The organism is Acinetobacter sp. 1207_04, assembly GCF_052850415.1.
The window spans coordinates 13,874-33,764 of sequence record NZ_VXCQ01000012.1; the positions used below are offsets into that span (position 1 = coordinate 13,874).

The following is a 19,891-nucleotide window of genomic DNA, read 5'->3' on the forward strand; positions in this document are numbered from 1 at the left end:
ATTGTTGTCACAAGTTATTCTGAATATTGTCATGTTTTGAATTGTGAACGTATCGGGTAGACTTAAAAATGAACGGATGAATATGAGGTGTGAAACATGAATCTCGAGCTGTTTGCACCTGAGCAAAATGACAATTTATTGCCTTGCGATGGCATTGTGAAAGATTATGGTTTAATTTTGAATGATGAGCAAAGTCAAAAATATCTTCATTACTTTTTACAGCATTTGGCTTGGCAGCATGATGAAGTTTTTATTTTAGGGCAGCATCATCAAACGGAACGTAAAGTGGCTTGGTATGGTGATGAAAGTTATCAATATCGTTATTCAGGTATGACAAAACAAGCACATGCATGGAATGCAGGATTGTTCCGATTAAAACAGCATATTGAGCAATTGGTCGGACATTCGTTTAATACTTGTCTTGCCAATTTATATGATAATGGTACGCAAGGCATGGGATGGCACAGTGATGATGAACCTGCTTTGGTCACAGAAAGAGGGCTTGAAACGGTGGTAGCATCCTTAAGTTTTGGTGCAACACGGAAATTCAGCTTTAAGCATAAGACCAAACCTGAAAAAGTCGATTTGTTATTACAAAGTGGTCAATTGATTGTGATGCGAGGGCAGACTCAGACGTACTGGAAACATACCCTTGCTAAGTCGACCAAAATTTTAGAACCTCGCATCAATTTGACCTTTAGATGTTTTCATCAGTAATGTATTGAATCCTAAAGAGGATAAAGTCGCTCATCAAATTGTTCGAGTTTCGGGAAAACCAAAGCATCTAGCTGATCTAAACTCTGAAGATGTTTCGCATAATTGAGGAGCATTTGTTGGCGAGCCTCTTGAGAAATATAAGGTACGTGGTAGGCAATAAATGGAGGTAGAACCTCAAAGCCGACATAAGCCAAAGTTCCACGTTGGATGGGTAACAATAAATTTTCAAGTGAACCATGAATCGCATTTTCACCAAACATATGATCACGCCCACCCAATGTGAAACTCAGCATGGCCTTTTTGCCTACCATTCCACCATGATTATAAAAGCGTTTTCCACCATAAAAAATGCCTGATACAAAGACACGATCAATCCAACCTTTTAAAATTGCAGGAATAGAAGTCCAATACATTGGAAAATTTAAAATCAGTAAATCGGCTTTTTGAACTTTTTCAATTTCGCTTTGAATATCAGTTGAAAGGAGTTTTTGTTGAGAAGCATGTCGTTGTTCTAACGCATAATTTAAATATTCTTCATTTTTTAAGGTCTTGAAATCTTCTCGTGATGCAACAGGGTTGAAATTCATGGCATATAAATCAGAAACCTCAACATGATGTCCTTGTTGTTCTAATACTCGAACAGCTTGATCTTTTAAAGCAGTTGTAAAAGAAAGTGGTTCAGGATGTGTATGTACAATCAAAATATTCATAATGGTTCCAATCAATCCTTGTTAGTAGGGCAGATTATTGTTGTTTGAATGAGAACACGAGTATTCAATAAAATAATACATTTGGCATTTGCCGAAAGTTTAACATTATTCTTTTTTGTGCATTTTTCAGTTGCTCTTTACACGTAGAAATAAAAAAAGCTCATGCCATGGCATGAGCTTTTCACCTCTGAGACATTCTATTTTAAATATAAAATAGGATTCAGGGATTTATAAATACTGAAGAACAAAATCATAATATGAGAATAAACTTGTAAATACAAGCTTTATAAAGATGATAAATGTATAAGTTCTTAACCGTTTGATTTGGTTTCGATATTTGCTGTGTGATTAGTCAGTTGATGATTTTCAGATAATGCTTGATAACGTTTTTCAATTTGCGCCGCACTGTCTTTTAAAATTTCAATTAACTTATCAGTATTGATAAATTCAAAACGATTTTTAGATGCCAATACAGTTAAAGAAAGTGGTGCTTCTTTGCTTGAAAATTTAATTGGAACAGACAGTCCTGACACATTTGGATCAAGCTCACCACGTGATAAATAGTAACCTTGTTTCTTGATTTTCTTCATTTTAGTGACGAAAGTATCTTCATCATGAGCAAAACCTACTTCATCAAGTTCATGGATGAAGTGTTGATAATATTCATGAATTTTTTGTTTCGGTAAATGCGCCATAATCACTTTAGGTGAAGATCCCATAAAAACAGGGCGAGGACAGCCACGACCATAAGATAACAAGGTTTCATCACGGAAAACTTCATGGTGAATATCAATACAATAATCATCATTTAAATGTGTGAGTAAACAGCAAAGTTCTGTTTTTTCAGAAATTTCTTGCATGAATGGCTTACTGATCTGAACCAATGGATCTGTGGTACGAGAGATATAGTCCATCACCGCAATTTTGGGTCCCAAAGTATAGTCGCCCGATGTACCACTTAAACGTTGTAAAATATCGGCAGATACAAGCTCTTTTAGATAGCGATAACTTGTTGGTTTTGAAAGATTAAGTTCTTCGCAAATTACATCGACATTAATTACGGGTCGATTGACCGAAAATAAATCGAGAACTGTGAGAATTTTCCCAAAACTTGAAAGTGCCATTTCGAACCTGCTAAATCGGTGAATGCAAAAAATAAAATCAATTGTTATGTTATAACAAAAACTTTTGTTCGTGTTGAGTGCTTTTTGCATTTATACCTACATTTTTTATGCAAAAGCGCTTTGAGATTTTAAAGATAAAAATCGAACAACTTGGTTTGTTAATTGAATTATTATCATTATACGATATTTTTATTGACTAATATTTGTTTTTTTGAAAGAATTAACGATATTAATATCTAATGATGAAAACTATCTTTTGAGTAAAGATTAAGTTTTCAACATGAATCGAGTCGCTCTCTACTCGACCGCTGTATCTGAACAAAGCACATATTTGTTCCTCTATTTACATATTTTTTCTTTGACTGCACTGTTTAACAAATTAAACGGTGCAGTTTTTTGGTCGTTGAAAAAATTAAAATGTGACGTGTACAGTGAAAATTGTAAAATGAAGTGTTACTTTTCATCGAAATTGAACAGATGGATATCCGCTTTAAATTACAACAGAGAAAATCAATAAAATTCAATTTATAGCGAGTCGCATCCATGTCCTTAATCAAACCACTATTGGCTTTTAGACCCAATAAATTGGATTGGATTTTTGCGACCAAAACTTTTATTGCGGGCATGCTCGCATTATATATTGCATTTGCGTTAAACCTGAGTTATCCCATTTGGGCGATTGGTACAGTATTTGTGATTGCCAATCCTTATGCTGGTATGGCTGCTTCAAAAAGTATTTATCGTTTACTGGGTACATTATTCGGTGCGATTTTTGCAGTTGCTGTCATGCCGTCTTTGATCAATATGCCATGGTTATTAGTTTTAGTACTTGCCATCTGGGTCGGTGTTTGTCTTTATATTTCTTTAATTGACCGTTCACCGCGAAGCTATGTGGTTATGTTGGCAGGCTATACTGCCGTTATTATTTGTTTTAACTCAATTTACTATATAGAAACAGTTTCTATATTTGATATGGCTTTAGGGCGGTTTTTAGAAATTTCGCTTGGTGTTGTTTGTAGTGCTGTGGTCAATGCCATTATTTTCCCTATGCATATTGGTCCTGTCATTCAAATGCGTGTTTCCAAAACTATACAAGATACGCAACACGTTTTTGACGCAATTTTATCCGATGAAAAACATCAAAATAATTACACGCAGTTATTGGCAAATATCACTCGTGACACAAGTGATATTCATACTATGGCAGAGCATTTAGATTATGAAAAATCAAAATTTAAAGGGATGACCAAACCTTTACAAGAACTACTCCATCAAATGACCATGCTTGTTGCCAACTTGGTAGCAATGTCTGAACGCATGAAGCAACTCGATCAGATTGATCTCAATTACCGTCAATATTTTCAGGATTTTCATCAGCATATTAATGATTTTTTGCAAAATGAAAGTGAAGTCAAAGCAGATGAGTTACTTTATTTACCTGAACATTTTGAGCAAAAATTTCAGCAGATTACGACTCAGGCAAAGCCGGAACAATGGGTGATTTTGGGCAGTTTAAAAATGGATATTCGCCATTTTATTCAAAATATACGTGCTGTGAGGTTGATTTGGCAACGTATGCAGGCAGGAGATAATAGCTTACCTGAATCGATTGTGCCATTGACGACAGCCTATCCCAGTTTGCATCGAGATTATGGTGTGGCTGTACGTGGAGGTTTATCAGCATTTTTAACCACCATTGTGGCATGTGCTTTTTGGATTTTGAGTGGTTGGAAATCTGGTTTTATGTTGGCAGAAATGGCAACCATTACCGCATGTATTTTAACATTTCTAGATGATCCTGTACCCGCACTAAAATTGTTTATTCGTGCGAGTATTTACGCTTCATTTTTTGTCTTTATTTATGCCTATGGCATCTTTCCCCATCTGACTTCTTTTTGGGAAGTGATGGTGGTATTGGCACCCTTTATTTTATTTTGTTTGATGCTCTATTTGCACCCGCCCTTACATGGTTTGGGGCTGCCTTTAATTATGAGTACTGTTATGGGCTTAAATTTACAAAATCGTTATTCAATGGATCAGGTCGCATTTTTTGACATGACCATTGCAACCATTATTGGCCCAATTATCTCGGTATTTATGGTACATGTAGTGCGTTCAATGTCACCTGATATGACTGTACAACGGATGCTTGCCTTGCACTATAAAGAATTGCGCCAAGCCATTCACATGCCATATGGCACAGGCTTTCGAATTCATTTAAGGGGGGTGCTTGACCGTATTGGTGTACTCAATACGAAACAAGTTCAGTCGCAAGTCTTGAAAGATGAAATTAATAATGCCTTGATTGAAGCGAGTGCAATGGTTGATTTCACTCGCTTGCAAGAACTCATTGATAAGTTGCCGCCTAAGTCCGCATTAAAAGCTTCATTGCTTGAATTACAAAAGGTACTTGATGAATGTTTGGCGCAGCGTGAAAGCGACTCGAATAATCGCACTTTTGAAGCACAACTGAATCAACAATTTGCTCAAGTGATACAAAATATTGCATCTATAGAAGATAAAGAAATTCAGCAACGCATTGAAATCTCAATCAACAATATTCGAAATAGTATTTGCCATATACCGACAGATTTAGCATTGAACACTGCACATGAAGGAGCATCATATGGGTGAGTTAAATGTTTATGGTGTGTATGTTCCTATTTTTTTGGTTCAAGCGATTTTGGCTTATCTTATTTTTCGTTTTGTAGTGATGGGAATTAATCGTTTAGTGGAAAAAGATTGGATTCTTTTTCCTGCCATTTTTAACTTGTGTGTGTATTTGATTTTACTCTTTTTGATGCATCGCTTGTTTATTTGGACGGGTTTTTAAATTGTATTTGAATTTGATGAGTGAATAGGTTGAAACATGAAAACATTTGATCTACGCAAAGTAATACGACCACTCGGTTTTCTTGTGGTAGTCGTCATTGCCATACTGTGTATTAAACATGTGTGGGATTATTACAATGCAGAACCATGGACGCGTGATGGTCGAGTACGTGGCGATGTGATTCAGGTTTCTTCTGATATTGCAGGTTTGGTGACAGAAGTCATGGTGCAAGATAATCAAACAGTGAAAAAAGGGCAGGTCTTATTTAAAATTGATCTTGCACGGCAAGCTTTAGATATCGAGCAAGCCAAATCTGATTTGGCAAAAGCACATTCAGGACTTGCCGCAGCAGAAGCGGGTTTAGCTGAAGCTAAAGCCAATGTGGTGAAATCGGTAGCCAATACACATCTTGCGGAAAAAAATGCCAATCGTTATGCAAGCCTTATGGATGGCGCAATTTCAAAACAAGAACAAGATGAAATGTTTGCCATACGAGATCAATCGCATGCCGAGCATCAACAATTACAAGCCGCAGTTGAACAAGCCCAAGCCAATATTAAACAACAAAATGCATTCATTGAAGCTGCAACAAGTAGTGTGCATTTGGCAGAGCTAAATATGAGTCGTGCAGAAGTTGTTGCGCCTTCAGATGGTACACTTTCAAACTTTGATTTACGCTCAGGTAATTACGTTAAAGTCGGTGATGCAGTTGCAGCACTTATTGATCGTAAGCAATTGTATGTTGTAGGTTATTTTGAAGAAACCAAACTGAATAAAATCCATTTAGGTGATCAAGCAACAGTTCAGTTGATGGGAGATTCACAAAAATATAAAGGTCATGTACAAGGAATGGCATCGGGGATTGAAGACCGTGAACGTACAACATCTTCAGGTCTACTTGCCAATGTTAACCCAACATTTAGTTGGGTACGTTTGGCACAGCGTGTTCCTGTCAAAATTGTCTTAGATGAAGTACCGCATGATTCTTTGGCTTTTGTTGCAGGTCGTACTGCAACGGTACATATTTTAGAACGTGATAAAAAAGAATAGTTCTATCATTCATCAAATTAAAACCCACCAATGCTCATAGAGCAAGGTGGGTTTTTTATTTCTATTTTGAGATTTAAGGCTTTAAGCCTTCAGGATTGCGATACCAACTTTCAATAAATAAGGCAGCAGCAAGACTATCGGCAGATAAGTTTTTGCCACGCCCTTGTGCTTGATAATGATCGAGTTCATCACGTGCTTCACGCGTGGTTAAACGTTCATCGACCATGAGGGTTTCAATATTGGTTTGATGGCGCAAACGGCGGGCAAATTTACGTGCGCGCGCTGACAGTTCCGATTCGCTATCATCCATATTGAGTGGCAGTCCCACTAAAAATAAAGTTGGTTGATGTTGTTTCACGATTTTTAATAAATTATCCCAATTGGGGATGCCATCTTTCATTGGAAATAATGGCAATGGATTTGCACTTGTAATTAAAGAAGAGCCAACCGCCATACCTGTCTTTTGTGTGCCAAAGTCAAAAGCCATAATAAGCTGTGGTTGTGTTAAATCAGGCATGTCCAATCTCAGATGATAACCAAGTACGATCAATGCCTATTTTACGATAAGCCGCATCCCAACGCTCGCTATATGGCAAATTAAAAATTAAATCCATATCTGAGTCACAAATGAGCCAATCACCACGAGCAATTTCATTCTCAAGTTGGTTCTTTGCCCAACTTGCATATCCCAAAGCAATTTGGTAACGCCCAACACCTTCATTGTGGGCGATGGCATCCAAAATATCTTTACTGGTGGTAATACACACATTCTCACCAATTGCTATTGAGGAAAGCCATGTCGGTTGTCCTGTATGTAAAACGAAGCCCGCTTCAGGACGTAAAGGTCCACCTTGTAAAACATCTTGCAGACGGACATGATCGGCTTCAATATCGAGATCATTGAGCAGTTCTTTGACATTTAAACCAGATGGGCGATTGAGAATAATTCCCTGAGCACCATCTTCATCGTGGCGGACTAAATAAATGATCGTATTTGAAAAAAAATCATCTGTTAAATCGGGTGGTGCAATGAGGCAACGATGCATCAAATGTTGTTTACTCAACGATAGTTTCTCCCAATGATTACAAGGTCATGAATTTAAAATGCCAAAAAATAGACTGAAGGTACATTCTTAACATACTCGAGTAATACCATTTCAGCTAGTTATTTTATGATTCAGTTGATATTTTTATGATTGAGTTATAACCGAATTAAATTTTAGTGTACGTAATTGTTTAGCATGTTGTAGCGTAGTTTCATTAATTTCAATGCCACCTGTCATACGAGCAAGTTCTAAAATACGCTGATCTTCTTCAAGATTTAAAATCGTACTACTCGCAGGGTCGGTTTGGCGTTTTTTCACCAATAAGTGCTGATCTGATTGTGCTGCAACTTGTGCTTGATGGGTAATACACAAAATTTGGACATGTTGTCCAAGCCCTGCCAATAATCGTCCAACAATTTCCGCCGTGCCTCCACTGATACCGACATCAATTTCATCAAAAACTAAGACTTCAGATTCTGTTTTTTCGGCATTCATTACTTGCATCACTAAGGCAATACGTGACAATTCCCCCCCTGATGCCACACGACCTAAAGGCTGTGCAGGAATACCTTTATTTGCCGTAAACAGTAGTTGAATAAAGCTAAAGCCTTCTGCTGATGGTTGATCAAGCGGTTCAAATTTAAATTCAAAATAGGCTTCAGGTAAGGCGAGTTGTTTGACTTGCTCAGTGAGTTTCTTTGCCAAAGGCTTAGACGCAGCACGGCGAATATCATCTAAATGCTGCGCGCTCTGTTGATAATGCTGTTCTGAAATGGCGATTTGCTCTGCCAAAGTTTCAGGATCTTCAAGTGTATGTAATTGTTCAAGCTCTTGTTGCCATGCTGTAAATTGTTCTTTTAACGCTTCAGGTTGTGTACGATATTTACGTGCTAAGCGGTGGAAAATTTCAAGCTGAGTATTTAGCTCTTCCATGCGCTCAGGATCAAAACTTTGGCGATCAATAAATTGACGTAAATTTGCAGCGGCATCATCAATTTCACTTTGTGCATTGAGTAAAGACGTATGAATTTCAGCAAGTTGCTCACTGCGTCCTGCATGGGATTCTAAACGGCGGATGATGGATGAAACTTCTTGTGCAATATTCTGCTCAGATTCATCCAATGCATTGAGTCCATAACTACAGTCTTGCATAATGTGTTCATGATGGCTCAGGCGATCAAATTCTTGCTCAATGTCTTTATAGTCAACTTGTACCAACTCTTCGAGTTCCTCAAGTTGTAATTCTAAAGTTGCAATACGTTGCAAACGATTGGCTTGTGCATCAATGGCTGCTTGGTGAATGCGAATGTTTTTTTGCCATTGATTGTAGGCGTCACGAACTTCCTGTGCAGGTTGTGCAAAATTACTATAACGATCTAACCAATGCTTTGGATAAGGAGGCTCTAATAGTTGTTGTTGGCTGTGTTGGCTATACATTTGAACCAATAAACGTCCAATTTCTTTGAGTTCAGATAAGCTGCTCGGACGACCATTGACCCATGCTTTACTGCGTCCTGTCGCAAAAATCACCCGACGTAAATGAATCTCGCCTGATTCATCATCGAGTTCGTGACTTTTCAGCCATTCAGCCTCAGCGCTATTGTCCCGATAACTAAAACTTGCCGTGACATCAGCTTTCTCTGCACCAAAGCGAACATGGTTGGTATCTGTTCGTTCACCTAAGCATGCTGAAAGGGCATCGAGCAATAAAGATTTACCTGCCCCTGTTTCACCTGTGAGTACATTGAATCCTTGATCAATGTCCATGGCTAAACGATCTGCTAAAGCAAAATTGATGAGATTTAAGTGTGTCAGCATAAATGCATCCAAGCTGCGAACAATGTGGTTCTAAGATAGTGAAGTTTTGTTTTTGTCACAAGACGTTAAATATTCTAATATGAGTCAATATTTATAATTCTAACGTAAATTTATAATGAAAATGAAATTACCATTGCCTATTGCCCCAAAAAAAATTCAGCAAAAGAAAATAGTGTCACCTAAAAATGTCGCGAAAATCAACCAACAATTAAACGCAGCTTCAAAACAATTTCATGTTGCACTGGCTCAAGAAAACTATGCAGCAGCTTATCAGTTTATTTTACCTGCCTATAAGCTTGTTCCTGAACATGCAGGTATTTTAATGGACTTAGCATATACTGAACTTCGACTAGAGCAATACACGAAAGCATTTTCACATTATAAAAAAGCCATTCAATTGAGTGGGAAAGTGGTCGATACCAATGTTTATGATGGTATGACTGAGGTTTGTCATTTTCTCAAGCGGCCCGAAGATCTGAAATACTATGGTGCATTGGCAATTCAAAGTAAAAAAGATATGGTGGTGGATGAGCCAATTATCGGTCAAGTTTCTTCCACACCACCGAAGTTTGATTCGAAGAACAAGAAAGCCAATATCATTGCATTTTCATTGTTTGGCAATTTGGCACGTTACTGCGAAACTTCACTGATTAATGTCGATTTAGCCAATGAAATTTATCCTGAGTGGACATGCCGTTTCTACGTGGATGATTCTGTGCCTGTTAATGTACAGCGTCGCCTTGAAGAAAAAGGTGCAGAAGTCATTCAGGTAAATGGCAAACAGCGTGAGTTATCTGGGTTATTTTGGCGTTTCTTTGTGATAGATGATCCGACAGTGAAACGTTTTTTAATCCGAGATGCCGATTCATTGGTGTCATGGCGTGAACGTGCGGCTGTCGATGAATGGCTTAAAAGCGATAAATGGTTCCATCTGATGCATGACTTCTATAGTCATACAGAATTAATTTTAGCAGGTATGTGGGGTGGCTGTACTGGTGTATTGACCAATATTGAACAACATATTCGTGATTACGTGGAAACAGGACGCTATTTATCGAATCGTGTTATGGATCAGCATTATTTACGTTATTGTATTTGGCCAACAGTGGCACAAAGTGTCATGAACCATGACAGTCAAGGTTTTGACCCACATGGTATAGCTTTCCCTTTACATGAACAAAAGAAAGATTATGAAGAACTCAGCCAATTTCATATTGGTATGAATGAAGGTTCGGCACAGTTTGAAACTGCCGTGAATATTGCCGATGTAGAACAGGTGTATTGGACTTTGGTCGATGAAAATTCACAGCCTGTTTGTCGTTATATCAGTAAGGTTTCAGCTGCACGTACTATTATTGTCGACATTCCAAGGACTTATGCATTTAGAATTACTGCAGGAGAATGGAGTATTCATGTCAGCGCAATTGAAAACGCAGATTGATTAGTTAGACTGAGGTCATTAAACTAGCTCATACAAAACTTATATAAATGCGCATTATTTGGAGAATACGCATGTCGTCACAATTTGATCATGTATCAGTAATAAAAAAATCGAATGTTTATTTTGGTGGCTCATGCATCAGCCATACGGTGCAATTTGCTGATGGAACCAAAAAAACATTGGGGGTAATTCTACCGACTGAACAAGCGTTGACATTTGAAACGCATGTGCCAGAACGTATGGAAATTATTTCTGGTGAATGTCGTGTACGTATTGCAGACAGCGAAGAACAAGAGTTGTTTCGCGCAGGTCAGTCTTTCTATGTACCTGGTAATAGCAAATTCAAAATCGAAACAGATGAAGTTTTAGATTACGTCTGTCATCTTGAAGGCTAATCAATCTTTTTTACATTTGATCTGTGCATTTAAATTGAATGTGAGCGCATCAATTGAACGAAGATTTTTAAGCCGAAATGGTTTAAACTAAGTCATTCTTAAAATCCTGTAAAGTTGGCTTTGCAGGATTTTTCTTTTCTCTCCCCATATATCATTTATCAATAGTTACCAGAGGTCGTTCATGGCTAAACCCGAATATTATTATGGCGTTCATTCAGTGGAGTCATTATTGGAGCTTGAACCTGAACGTGTTCTGACTTTATTTGCATTAAAAGGTCGTGATGATCAGCGCTTAAAGCGTGTGCTTGAGCTTGCTGAGCCTTTTGGGATTAGCGTGCAACAGGCAAGCCGTGACAGTTTAGAAAAATTGGCAGGTCAGCCGTATCATCAGGGTGTTGTGGCAGCCGTACGTCCACATCCAATTTTGAATGAAAAAGATTTAGATCAATTATTAGAATCTTCTCATCAGCCTTTATTGCTTGCATTGGATCATATTACTGATCCGCATAACTTGGGTGCATGTGTACGTACTGCTGCTGCGATGGGTGTTGAGGCTGTGATTGTACCGCGTGACCGTGCTGCTACATTAACCCCGACTGCACGTAAAGTCGCAGCAGGTGGTGCTGAAAAAGTGAAATTTATTCAAGTGACTAATTTGGCACGTACACTTGCCAACATGAAAGAAAATTATAATGTTCGTGTGATTGGTACCATGCTTGATGAAAAGGCATTAGCGATCCAAAAATTTGATTTTACAGGTACGCCTGTATGTATCGTGATGGGTGCGGAAGATACCGGTTTACGTCCGATTACTCAGTCACAATGCGACCAGACGGTGTTTATTCCAATGCAGGGTGATTTACAAAGCTTGAATGTCAGCGTGGCAACAGGCATGGCTTTGTATGAAGCATGTCGTCAGCGTCAGGGCTAATCACTACATTTTATTGCAACAATTAAGAATAAGGTCTATCACAGATTTTATTCTTGTCTTATATTTTTAAATATTTACACCGAGAAAGATCATGATGACCTCCCGCAACATGGGCTATGTTTATGTGGCAATTACAATGTGTATTTGGGGGGGATTCACGATTACGTCAAGATTAAATGCAATATGGCATATCAGTGCTTGGGATATTACAGCACTACGTTTTGGCTTAGCATTTTGCATTTTAACGCCTATTCTTATCTATAAAAAAGACACTGCATTCTTATTCAAAAAAGAACCGTTTATTCTTGCGATGCTCGGTGGTGTGGTGTATTGCCTCACTTCCTATAGTGCTTTTCATTATGTTCCCGCAGCACATGCGGCTATTTTCCTCAATGGTTGTATCCCATTAACGACGGCTATTGCTGCATATCTTCTATTTAAAGAGCCTTTCGATAAACATACATGGATTAGCCTGAGCATTATGCTCTGTGCGATTTCAGGTATGAGTTTATTAATGTATCGAGAAACTGGTGTAGCATTCGGCTTCGGCGATTTATTGTTTTTTTTAAGTGCGGTGTGGTGGGGGATTTTTACGGTATTGTTAAAACAGTGGAAGCTCTCCGCATGGCATGCGATGACAGGTGTCGCGATTTGGTCTGCAATTGTTTACATTCCAGTCTATTTACTCTTTTTACCGAAACATTTGGCTGATGCAACATTCGCTCATTTAGCTATGCAAACCGTTTTTCATGGCATTTTTGTCGTGATGATTGCGACTTTGGCATATATTGAAGCTATTAAGCGTCTAGGTGCATTTCAAACAGGTAGTATTGTCACGCTTGCACCATTTATTGCAGCGATTATCGCCGTGCCACTTTTGGGTGAGTCACTGAGCTTAGCGATGATTTGCGGTTTAATCGGTATGGGTATTGGTGCATTACAACCATGGCGTTGGTTTGGGCGTAAAGATAGTTTACAAGCGAGTTTAGAATAGCAAAAGCAAGATTAAATACCTTTGTTTGAATTTAAGAAGTTTCGCTACGTGCTAAATATTGCAGATGCAAGGGTTTAAGCTTTTCATATAAATGCTCAAGCTCACCGTCATTCAGTACAATATCATTTGCCATTTTTTGTTTCTGAATACGAGGCATTTGTGCGGCAATGATCTTTTGGATTTGATCTATATTTTGAAGATCACGAGATGACGCCCGAGCAATTTGTAATTCTTCTGAGGCATCAATCAGAAGAGTATGTTGAGTCAATTTATGTTGATTGGTTTCAAATAATAACGGCGATACTAATATTACATAAGGGCTAGTCGCGTTGTGAAGTTGTTGAATAATAGATGTGCGAATTGCAGGATGGGTAATCTGCTCAAGTTGTTTACGAGCATTCGGCTCTTTAAAAATATGATCTCTTAGTGCTTGGCGATCGAGTGTACCGTCAGGCTGCAACACCCAATCACCAAAATACTGCTGAATTTGCAATAGGGTAGGTTGCCCTTTCTCAACCACTTCACGAGCGACAATATCAGCATCCACAACAGAGATTCCTTGACCTTCAAACCATTGGCTAGCAGCAGATTTACCACTACCAATGCCACCCGTTAAGCCAAGAATAAAAGTCATTTTCATATCACCATTGTTGAATTTGAAGAGGCAAATAGGACGTTTTAACCGCCTAAATAAACTTTCATAATTTGTTCACCCCATAAAAAGGCAATCCAACCCGCAATGGCAATATAAGGACCAAATGCAAAAGGCTGATTCTCTTTACGGACTTTAAGTAAAATAATACCAATAATTGAACCGACTAAAGATGAGAGCAAAATAATTAAAGGGAGCTGTAATGGTCCCATCCAAGCACCGAGTGCGGCAAGGAGTTTAAAATCTCCATAGCCCATGCCTTCTTTGCCTGTCACGATTTTAAACAGGTAGTACACGATCCATAAACAGAGAAAGCCAATCACATAGCCCCAAATAGATGAGACAGGTGTAGTAAATAAGCCAAAGCTATTAATGGCCAAACCGAGAGCCGCTAAGGTTAACGTGAAACGATCAGGCAAAAGTTGGGTATCAAAATCGATAAAGGTGAGTGCAATGAGTACCCAGGTTAAAATAAGACCTGCAACCATTTGTAGTGTTGGACCAAAAACAGCAACGACTGTTAAAGAACACAGCATCGTGAGTAGTTCAATAAATGGATAACGGAAACTAATTGGGTTTTGGCAAGTTCCACATTTCCCACGTAATGCCAGCCAACTGATTACAGGGATATTTTGATACCAACGAATTTTCGTTTGGCACTTTGGACATGTTGATGCAGGTTTACTCAGTGTGAGCTTTTCATGATCAATAATCGGTTGTTCAGGATGGAGTAGCATTTGACATTCAGTATGCCATTCTTGCTCCATCATTTTTGGTGTTCTGAAAATGACAACATTTAAAAAACTACCGATGCATAAACTTAAAAATGCGACTGTTAAATAACAGGCAGTCGCATTGTTTTGCAATAACTCTAAAAATTGCATAGTAATTTATTTATCCTACGACTGAACCCATTTGGAAAATTGGGAGATACATGGCGATGACTAGGCCACCAACAAGTACACCTAATATTGCCATAATAAGAGGTTCCATCATTGATGTTAAACCATCCACTGCATTATCAACTTCATTTTCAAAATGTGTTGCGACTTTATCGAGCATGGCATCAAGTGAGCCAGACTCTTCGCCAATCGCAACCATTTGAACAGCCATAGATGGAAATAGATTGGTCATGCGCATGGCAAATTGTAATTGTTGCCCTGTTGCAACATCTTCTTTAATTTTTAACACAGCGGTTTCAAAGACTACATTGTTGGTTGCACCTGCTGTTGATTCTAATGCATCAATGAGAGGAACACCGGCTGCAAATGTTGTTGAAAGCGTTCGACTAAATCGCGCAATAATTGATTTATAGACGAGATCACCAAAGATAGGTAGTTTGAGTGCCATTCGATCTAAAGCATCACGGAACTTTTTACTACGCTTTTTTGTTTCCATAAATGCCGTGATGGCAACACCAATACCAAGGAGTAAAACAAACCAATATTTTTGTGTCCAATTGGACATATTAACAACCATTTGGGTAAAAGCAGGAAGCTCTGCACCAAATGAACCGAATAAGCCTTGGAATACTGGAACAACTTTAACCATGAGGATAATCGTTACAATTAATGCAACAATAATGACTGTTATTGGGTACTTCATGGCTTTTTTGATCTTTTGCTTTAAAAGCTCACTTTTCTCTTTATAAATTGCAACACGATCAAGCATGGTTTCAAGAGCACCTGATTGTTCACCTGACTCAACCAATGAACAAAAGAGCTTATCGAAATATTGCGGGTATTTTTTGAGGGCACCAGCAAAAGTATTCCCTCCTTCAACCTCACTTTTAATCCCGAGAACAACTTCCCGCATAGAAGGGTTATCTAGACCTTCAGCGACAATCTCAAAGCTTTGAACCAAAGGTACACCTGCTTTCATCATCGTCGCTAACTGTCGGGTGAAAATAGTGATATCTAGGGTGGTGACTTTTTTCTTCATCAAGCCTTCGAGAGGATTTTTACGTTTCTCTCGAATATTGTTGATATTGATCCCTTGTTTACGTAAGGTTACTTTTGCCAACGCCATATTACGTGCTGGCAGTTCCCCTTTGATTTTGATCCCCTTGCGATCAACCCCGTCATAAGCAAAAGTAGGCATCATTTCAGCTTTTTTGACTGCCATAATCTTGTCCTTTATTTTGTATTATCTTTATTCACTGGTTACGCGGTTAATTTCTTGTAATGAAGTTAACCCATTAATGACTTTTATCAAACCTGAACGGCGTAAATTGTTAAATCCTTGTTTTGCTGAAACTTCAGAAATTTGTAAGGCGTTACCATCTTCCATAATTAGTTTTGAAATTTCAGGGGTAACTTTCATTACCTCATAAATACCGACACGACCTTTATAGCCTTCTCGACATTCATTACAACCTACGGGTTGGTAGATCTTAAAATCGGGATCAGCAAGATCTTGCTCAGTAAAACCCATTTCTAATAGGCTCTGTTTTGGAACATCTACAGTGGCCTTGCAATGATTGCATAAACGGCGTGCGAGTCGTTGTGCAATTACCAAATTGACCGAGGTTGCAATATTGAATGATGGTACGCCCATATTGCGTAAACGTGTTAGTGTTTCAGGTGCACTGTTGGTATGTAGTGTAGACATCACCATATGACCTGTTTGTGCAGCTTTAATCGCAATTTCAGCCGTTTCTAAATCTCGAATCTCCCCGACCATGATGATGTCAGGATCTTGACGTAAAAAAGACTTTAATGCCACAGAGAAGGTTAAACCTACTTTGGGGTTAACGTTGACTTGGTTAATCCCTTCTAAGTTAATTTCGACAGGATCTTCGGCAGTAGAAATATTTGAACTTTCGGTGTTAAGGATATTTAGACCAGTATAGAGCGAAACGGTTTTACCTGAACCCGTTGGACCTGTAATCAATAACATACCTTGGGGCTTGTCTAATGCTTCCATAAATAAAGCTTTTTGAGCTTCTTCATAGCCTAATGCATCAATACCAAGCATTGCACTCGATGGATCCAAAATACGCAGTACGAGTTTTTCACCAAATAGCGTAGGCAGAGCATTGACACGAAAGTCGATAGCTTTGGTTTTAGAAAGTTTTAACTTGATACGACCGTCTTGTGGGATACGCTTTTCAGAAATATCCATTTGTGACATGACTTTTAAGCGTGATGCGAGTCGATTGGCAAGTTGTAGTGGGGGATTAGTGATCTGACGTAAAACACCATCAACACGATAGCGTACCCGATAAGATTTTTCATATGGCTCAAAATGTAAATCAGATGCACCCATGCGAATTGCATCAACAAGGAGTTTATTTACATATTTAACAATCGGTGCTTCTTCTTCAGATGAGGGTTCGTCATCATCGTCATTATTTTGAGCAAGATCATCACCTGCCATGACATCGACATCAAAGTCATCATCACCAAAATCGAAACTTTCTTCGTGGGTAAAGTACTTGTCTAGAATTTTATTAAGTTTGTCATGCTCGACAATAATTGGTTCAACATTAAGCTTACTATTAAAGCGAATTGCGTCCAGAGCTTCCATATTGGTTGGATCAGTCGTTGCTACATATAAAATGTTGCCACGTTGAACTAAGGGAAGAACCCGATGTTTAGTAAATAGACTGTTATCAACAATGTCTTTTGGAAATTGATCTGAATCAAATGCATCAAGGTCAAATAGAGGTTCGCCAAATTCTGTAGAGATCATTTCGGCAATGATCAATGGTTTAATATTCAGACTTTCGACTAGATAGGTAATAACACTGACTTTATTTTTTTTTGCCTTTTCGACAGCGTCCTGCATTTGCTGAGCTGTGACTAGACCTTCATCGACAAGGCGACGAATATAACCGGAAAAACGTGGTGAACTTTGCTGTAAAGACATCCCCAAACACCTTCATTCATTCATTTTATAATTCGAATAGGAAAATTATACGATTCCTAGAAAAAATATCTATAGTTAAACTTATATATTCATTGGTTATTTTAAGCAAAATTTGAACTGCTCATCTTTTTAAATCAGAACATTGAACCGATGGAAAATATGAGTGTATAGGTATTTTGGTGAAAAAAAACAGTCAGGCACGAAAATATTCATTAAATTTCAAAATTGCGTGTAGAATATGGGCATTTCGATAAAAGGGTTAGATGTATGTCGGGTTCGACGATTATTCCTTGGGTTGTAGGCAATTGGAAAATGAACCCAATGCAGGCTAACACTCAACAACTTGTTCAGCAATTCAAACAATTATTGCAACAAGAAGCGATTTCAGCCCAAGACTGTCATATTGGTGTTGCACCTACGACTTTAACTTTGTCTACTGTACAAACACAACTAGCAGATGCAGTAACGCCTATAGTGACTGTGGCACAAGATGTATCTCGTATTGCAGGTACGGGGGCTTATACAGGCGAAGTGAGTGCTGAGCTTTTGAAAGACAGTGGTATAGAATTTGTATTGATTGGTCACTCTGAACGTCGAGAAATTTTTGGTGACAGTCCTGCCATTTTAATTGAAAAAATGAAAAATGCTTTAGTTGCCGGTTTAACTGTGATTTATTGTGTTGGTGAAACACTCGCACAAAGAGAAGCAGGGCAGGCAGAACAAGTTGTGTTACAACAAATCTGTGATGTTGCGGCTATTGTAAATGGCGATCAGTGGCAGAATATTATTATTGCATATGAGCCTATTTGGGCAATTGGTACAGGTAAAACAGCAAGTCCTGCAGATGCACAAGCCATGCATGCTCACATTCGAGAAGGTTTATTGCAAATTACGCCAGCAGGTAAAGACTTAGCTATTTTATACGGTGGTAGTGTTAAGCCGGAAAATGCTGAAGAGTTGGCTGCATGTCCAGATATCAACGGTGCTTTAGTGGGTGGTGCATCTCTAGATGCTGCCTCTTTTTATAAAATAGCTCAGGCATTTGCCAAAACAAAATAATAGAGGAATTCAGCATGCATAGTTTTGTGCTTATTGTACATATTATTCTCGCAGTATTGATGATTGTACTTATTCTTGTACAGCACGGTAAGGGCGCAGAAGCTGGGGCATCTTTTGGTGGCGGTGGTGCTGCAACTGTTTTTGGTGCATCGGGCTCAGCAAACTTTTTAACCCGTTTAACAGGTATTTTGACTGCATTATTTTTTATCACGAGTTTAACGCTTGCTGTATTTGCAAAACAACAAACCACAGAAGCTTTTGGCTTGAAAACAGTACCAACGACAGAACAAACGACGCTTCCTGCATCGCAGAATTCGAGTGAAACTTCGCCAACCGCACCAAAATAAGGTCAATTGTTGAAATTAAACCTTTCAATTTGATGTGCAAGCTACTAGAATGCGACACAGCTGCGGTGGTGGTGGAATTGGTAGACACGCTACCTTGAGGTGGTAGTGCTTTCGGGCGTGGGGGTTCAAGTCCCCCCTTCCGCACCAACAATGAACCAGATTGTTGGTGTTAGCAGCTAAAAAACACATTGTTGCGGGATGGAGCAGTCTGGTAGCTCGTCGGGCTCATAACCCGAAGGTCGTTGGTTCAAATCCAGCTCCCGCTACCAATTTAATTAAGATGCAACTTAATTAAAAACATGTGATGTGTGAATTTGTAATTTTGTTGCGGGATGGAGCAGTCTGGTAGCTCGTCGGGCTCATAACCCGAAGGTCGTTGGTTCAAATCCAGCTCCCGCTACCAATCAAAATTACATTAATAAATGACGTCTAAGTTTGTGATTTGCAGTTTTGTTGCGGGATGGAGCAGTCTGGTAGCTCGTCGGGCTCATAACCCGAAGGTCGTTGGTTCAAATCCAGCTCCCGCTACCATTTCCTTTTAGGATGCAAACCTAATTGGGTCTAGTTGGAATATTTTTGTTGAAAAATAATTCATATTTAGATATAATTTGCAACGTTAATGCGGGATGGAGCAGTCTGGTAGCTCGTCGGGCTCATAACCCGAAGGTCGTTGGTTCAAATCCAGCTCCCGCTACCAAGTTTCTAAAAAGGCTCACATATAGGTGGGTCTTTTTGCACAGTGGACTACGGTTTTTCTGTGTAACACTAGGGGCGATTACGCCCTTTTTTATTGGCTATCGTGTAGTGTCGATATGAGCCGTATACGGCGTAAAGTTAAAGTGTCATGTTTCACTACTACTATAGTGTGTATGGATCAGGTTTCGGTTGTATAAATAACCGATAA

General features: G+C 38.8%; 19 protein-coding genes and 5 tRNA genes. 15 read left to right on the forward strand and 9 right to left on the reverse strand.

Annotated elements, in window-relative coordinates; translation table 11 throughout:
• Window positions 1–96 precede the first annotated feature (96 nt).
• Complete coding sequence (locus FW754_RS11645; RefSeq protein WP_409512708.1) at window positions 97–717, forward strand: alpha-ketoglutarate-dependent dioxygenase AlkB family protein; 621 nt, start codon at window positions 97–99, stop codon at window positions 715–717.
• An 11-nt stretch (window positions 718–728) separates the two neighbouring features.
• On the opposite strand, the gene FW754_RS11650 is transcribed toward FW754_RS11645, so the two are convergent.
• Together FW754_RS11650 and FW754_RS11655 are read right to left on the reverse strand one after the other, a co-directional pair.
• Window positions 729–1,427 (reverse strand): NAD(P)H-dependent oxidoreductase, encoded by a 699-nt coding sequence (locus FW754_RS11650; RefSeq protein ID WP_446324732.1) that lies wholly within the window; start codon window positions 1,425–1,427, stop codon window positions 729–731.
• Between the two features lie 311 nt (window positions 1,428–1,738).
• Complete coding sequence (locus FW754_RS11655; protein WP_409512706.1) at window positions 1,739–2,551, reverse strand: IclR family transcriptional regulator; 813 nt, start codon at window positions 2,549–2,551, stop codon at window positions 1,739–1,741.
• Between the two features lie 543 nt (window positions 2,552–3,094).
• On the opposite strand from FW754_RS11655, the gene FW754_RS11660 reads away from it, so the two are divergent.
• Genes FW754_RS11660 through FW754_RS11670 form a run of 3 tightly spaced genes read left to right on the forward strand, consistent with a single transcriptional unit; the run spans window position 3,095 to window position 6,434 of the window.
• On the forward strand, window positions 3,095–5,185 hold the full coding sequence (locus FW754_RS11660; RefSeq protein WP_446324733.1) for an FUSC family protein: 2,091 nt from the start codon (window positions 3,095–3,097) through the stop codon (window positions 5,183–5,185).
• Window positions 5,178–5,384, forward strand: a complete 207-nt coding sequence (locus FW754_RS11665; RefSeq protein WP_409512704.1) for a DUF1656 domain-containing protein — start codon at window positions 5,178–5,180, stop codon at window positions 5,382–5,384. The genes FW754_RS11660 and FW754_RS11665 overlap by 8 nt, the downstream gene beginning before the upstream one ends.
• 36 nt (window positions 5,385–5,420) lie before the next feature.
• Window positions 5,421–6,434, forward strand: a complete 1,014-nt coding sequence (locus tag FW754_RS11670) for an HlyD family secretion protein (RefSeq protein WP_446324734.1) — start codon at window positions 5,421–5,423, stop codon at window positions 6,432–6,434.
• Between the two features lie 73 nt (window positions 6,435–6,507).
• Here FW754_RS11670 and ruvX read toward each other — a convergent pair whose 3' ends face one another.
• From ruvX to recN, 3 genes are all read right to left on the reverse strand, one after another.
• Window positions 6,508–6,951, reverse strand: coding sequence for a Holliday junction resolvase RuvX (gene ruvX / locus FW754_RS11675; protein WP_409512702.1), 444 nt, complete (start codon window positions 6,949–6,951; stop codon window positions 6,508–6,510).
• Window positions 6,944–7,498, reverse strand: a complete 555-nt coding sequence (locus FW754_RS11680; protein ID WP_409512701.1) for a YqgE/AlgH family protein — start codon at window positions 7,496–7,498, stop codon at window positions 6,944–6,946. The genes ruvX and FW754_RS11680 overlap by 8 nt, the downstream gene beginning before the upstream one ends.
• A 126-nt stretch (window positions 7,499–7,624) precedes the next feature.
• Window positions 7,625–9,298: a DNA repair protein RecN gene (recN, locus tag FW754_RS11685; protein ID WP_446324735.1), complete on the reverse strand. Its 1,674-nt coding sequence runs from the start codon at window positions 9,296–9,298 to the stop codon at window positions 7,625–7,627.
• A 115-nt stretch (window positions 9,299–9,413) separates the two neighbouring features.
• Here recN and FW754_RS11690 point away from each other — a divergent pair, with 115 nt between their 5' ends.
• The 4 genes from FW754_RS11690 (at window position 9,414) to FW754_RS11705 (ending at window position 13,059) form a co-directional block, all read left to right on the forward strand.
• The gene (locus FW754_RS11690) at window positions 9,414–10,739 is read left to right on the forward strand and encodes a tetratricopeptide repeat protein (RefSeq protein ID WP_446324736.1); all 1,326 of its coding nucleotides are present in this window, start codon (window positions 9,414–9,416) and stop codon (window positions 10,737–10,739) included.
• 71 nt (window positions 10,740–10,810) lie between these two features.
• Complete coding sequence (gene ppnP, locus FW754_RS11695; RefSeq protein WP_409512698.1) at window positions 10,811–11,134, forward strand: pyrimidine/purine nucleoside phosphorylase; 324 nt, start codon at window positions 10,811–10,813, stop codon at window positions 11,132–11,134.
• A 181-nt stretch (window positions 11,135–11,315) separates the two neighbouring features.
• A complete protein-coding gene (rlmB, locus tag FW754_RS11700; RefSeq protein ID WP_446324737.1) occupies window positions 11,316–12,065 on the forward strand; it encodes a 23S rRNA (guanosine(2251)-2'-O)-methyltransferase RlmB in 750 nt (249 codons plus the stop codon).
• Between the two features lie 91 nt (window positions 12,066–12,156).
• Window positions 12,157–13,059: a DMT family transporter gene (locus tag FW754_RS11705; protein ID WP_446324738.1), complete on the forward strand. Its 903-nt coding sequence runs from the start codon at window positions 12,157–12,159 to the stop codon at window positions 13,057–13,059.
• 31 nt (window positions 13,060–13,090) lie between these two features.
• On the opposite strand, the gene coaE is transcribed toward FW754_RS11705, so the two are convergent.
• From coaE to pilB, 4 genes are read right to left on the reverse strand one after another with little or no spacing between them, the layout of a single operon-like run.
• A complete protein-coding gene (gene coaE / locus FW754_RS11710; protein ID WP_446324739.1) occupies window positions 13,091–13,693 on the reverse strand; it encodes a dephospho-CoA kinase in 603 nt (200 codons plus the stop codon).
• Between the two features lie 44 nt (window positions 13,694–13,737).
• A complete protein-coding gene (locus FW754_RS11715) occupies window positions 13,738–14,595 on the reverse strand; it encodes a prepilin peptidase (protein WP_446324740.1) in 858 nt (285 codons plus the stop codon).
• Between the two features lie 10 nt (window positions 14,596–14,605).
• Window positions 14,606–15,835 carry a type II secretion system F family protein gene (locus FW754_RS11720; protein WP_419349500.1) on the reverse strand — a complete coding sequence of 410 codons (1,230 nt, stop codon included), beginning with the start codon at window positions 15,833–15,835 and terminating at the stop codon, window positions 14,606–14,608.
• Window positions 15,836–15,862: 27 nt separating this feature from the next.
• On the reverse strand, window positions 15,863–17,581 hold the full coding sequence (gene pilB / locus FW754_RS11725) for a type IV-A pilus assembly ATPase PilB (protein WP_419349498.1): 1,719 nt from the start codon (window positions 17,579–17,581) through the stop codon (window positions 15,863–15,865).
• A 267-nt stretch (window positions 17,582–17,848) separates the two neighbouring features.
• Between pilB and tpiA the strand changes: the two genes are divergently transcribed.
• The 7 genes from tpiA (at window position 17,849) to FW754_RS11760 (ending at window position 19,684) form a co-directional block, all read left to right on the forward strand.
• On the forward strand, window positions 17,849–18,640 hold the full coding sequence (gene tpiA / locus FW754_RS11730; protein ID WP_446324741.1) for a triose-phosphate isomerase: 792 nt from the start codon (window positions 17,849–17,851) through the stop codon (window positions 18,638–18,640).
• A gap of 14 nt (window positions 18,641–18,654) precedes the next feature.
• Window positions 18,655–18,987 carry a preprotein translocase subunit SecG gene (gene secG / locus FW754_RS11735; RefSeq protein WP_409512690.1) on the forward strand — a complete coding sequence of 111 codons (333 nt, stop codon included), beginning with the start codon at window positions 18,655–18,657 and terminating at the stop codon, window positions 18,985–18,987.
• Window positions 18,988–19,049: 62 nt separating this feature from the next.
• Window positions 19,050–19,134, forward strand: a tRNA-Leu gene (locus FW754_RS11740).
• Between the two features lie 45 nt (window positions 19,135–19,179).
• A tRNA-Met gene (locus FW754_RS11745) sits at window positions 19,180–19,256 on the forward strand.
• A gap of 57 nt (window positions 19,257–19,313) precedes the next feature.
• Window positions 19,314–19,390 (forward strand) — tRNA-Met (locus FW754_RS11750).
• A 51-nt stretch (window positions 19,391–19,441) separates the two neighbouring features.
• Window positions 19,442–19,518: transfer RNA gene (locus tag FW754_RS11755), tRNA-Met, on the forward strand.
• 89 nt (window positions 19,519–19,607) lie between these two features.
• A tRNA-Met gene (locus tag FW754_RS11760) sits at window positions 19,608–19,684 on the forward strand.
• Window positions 19,685–19,891: the final 207 nt, after the last annotated feature.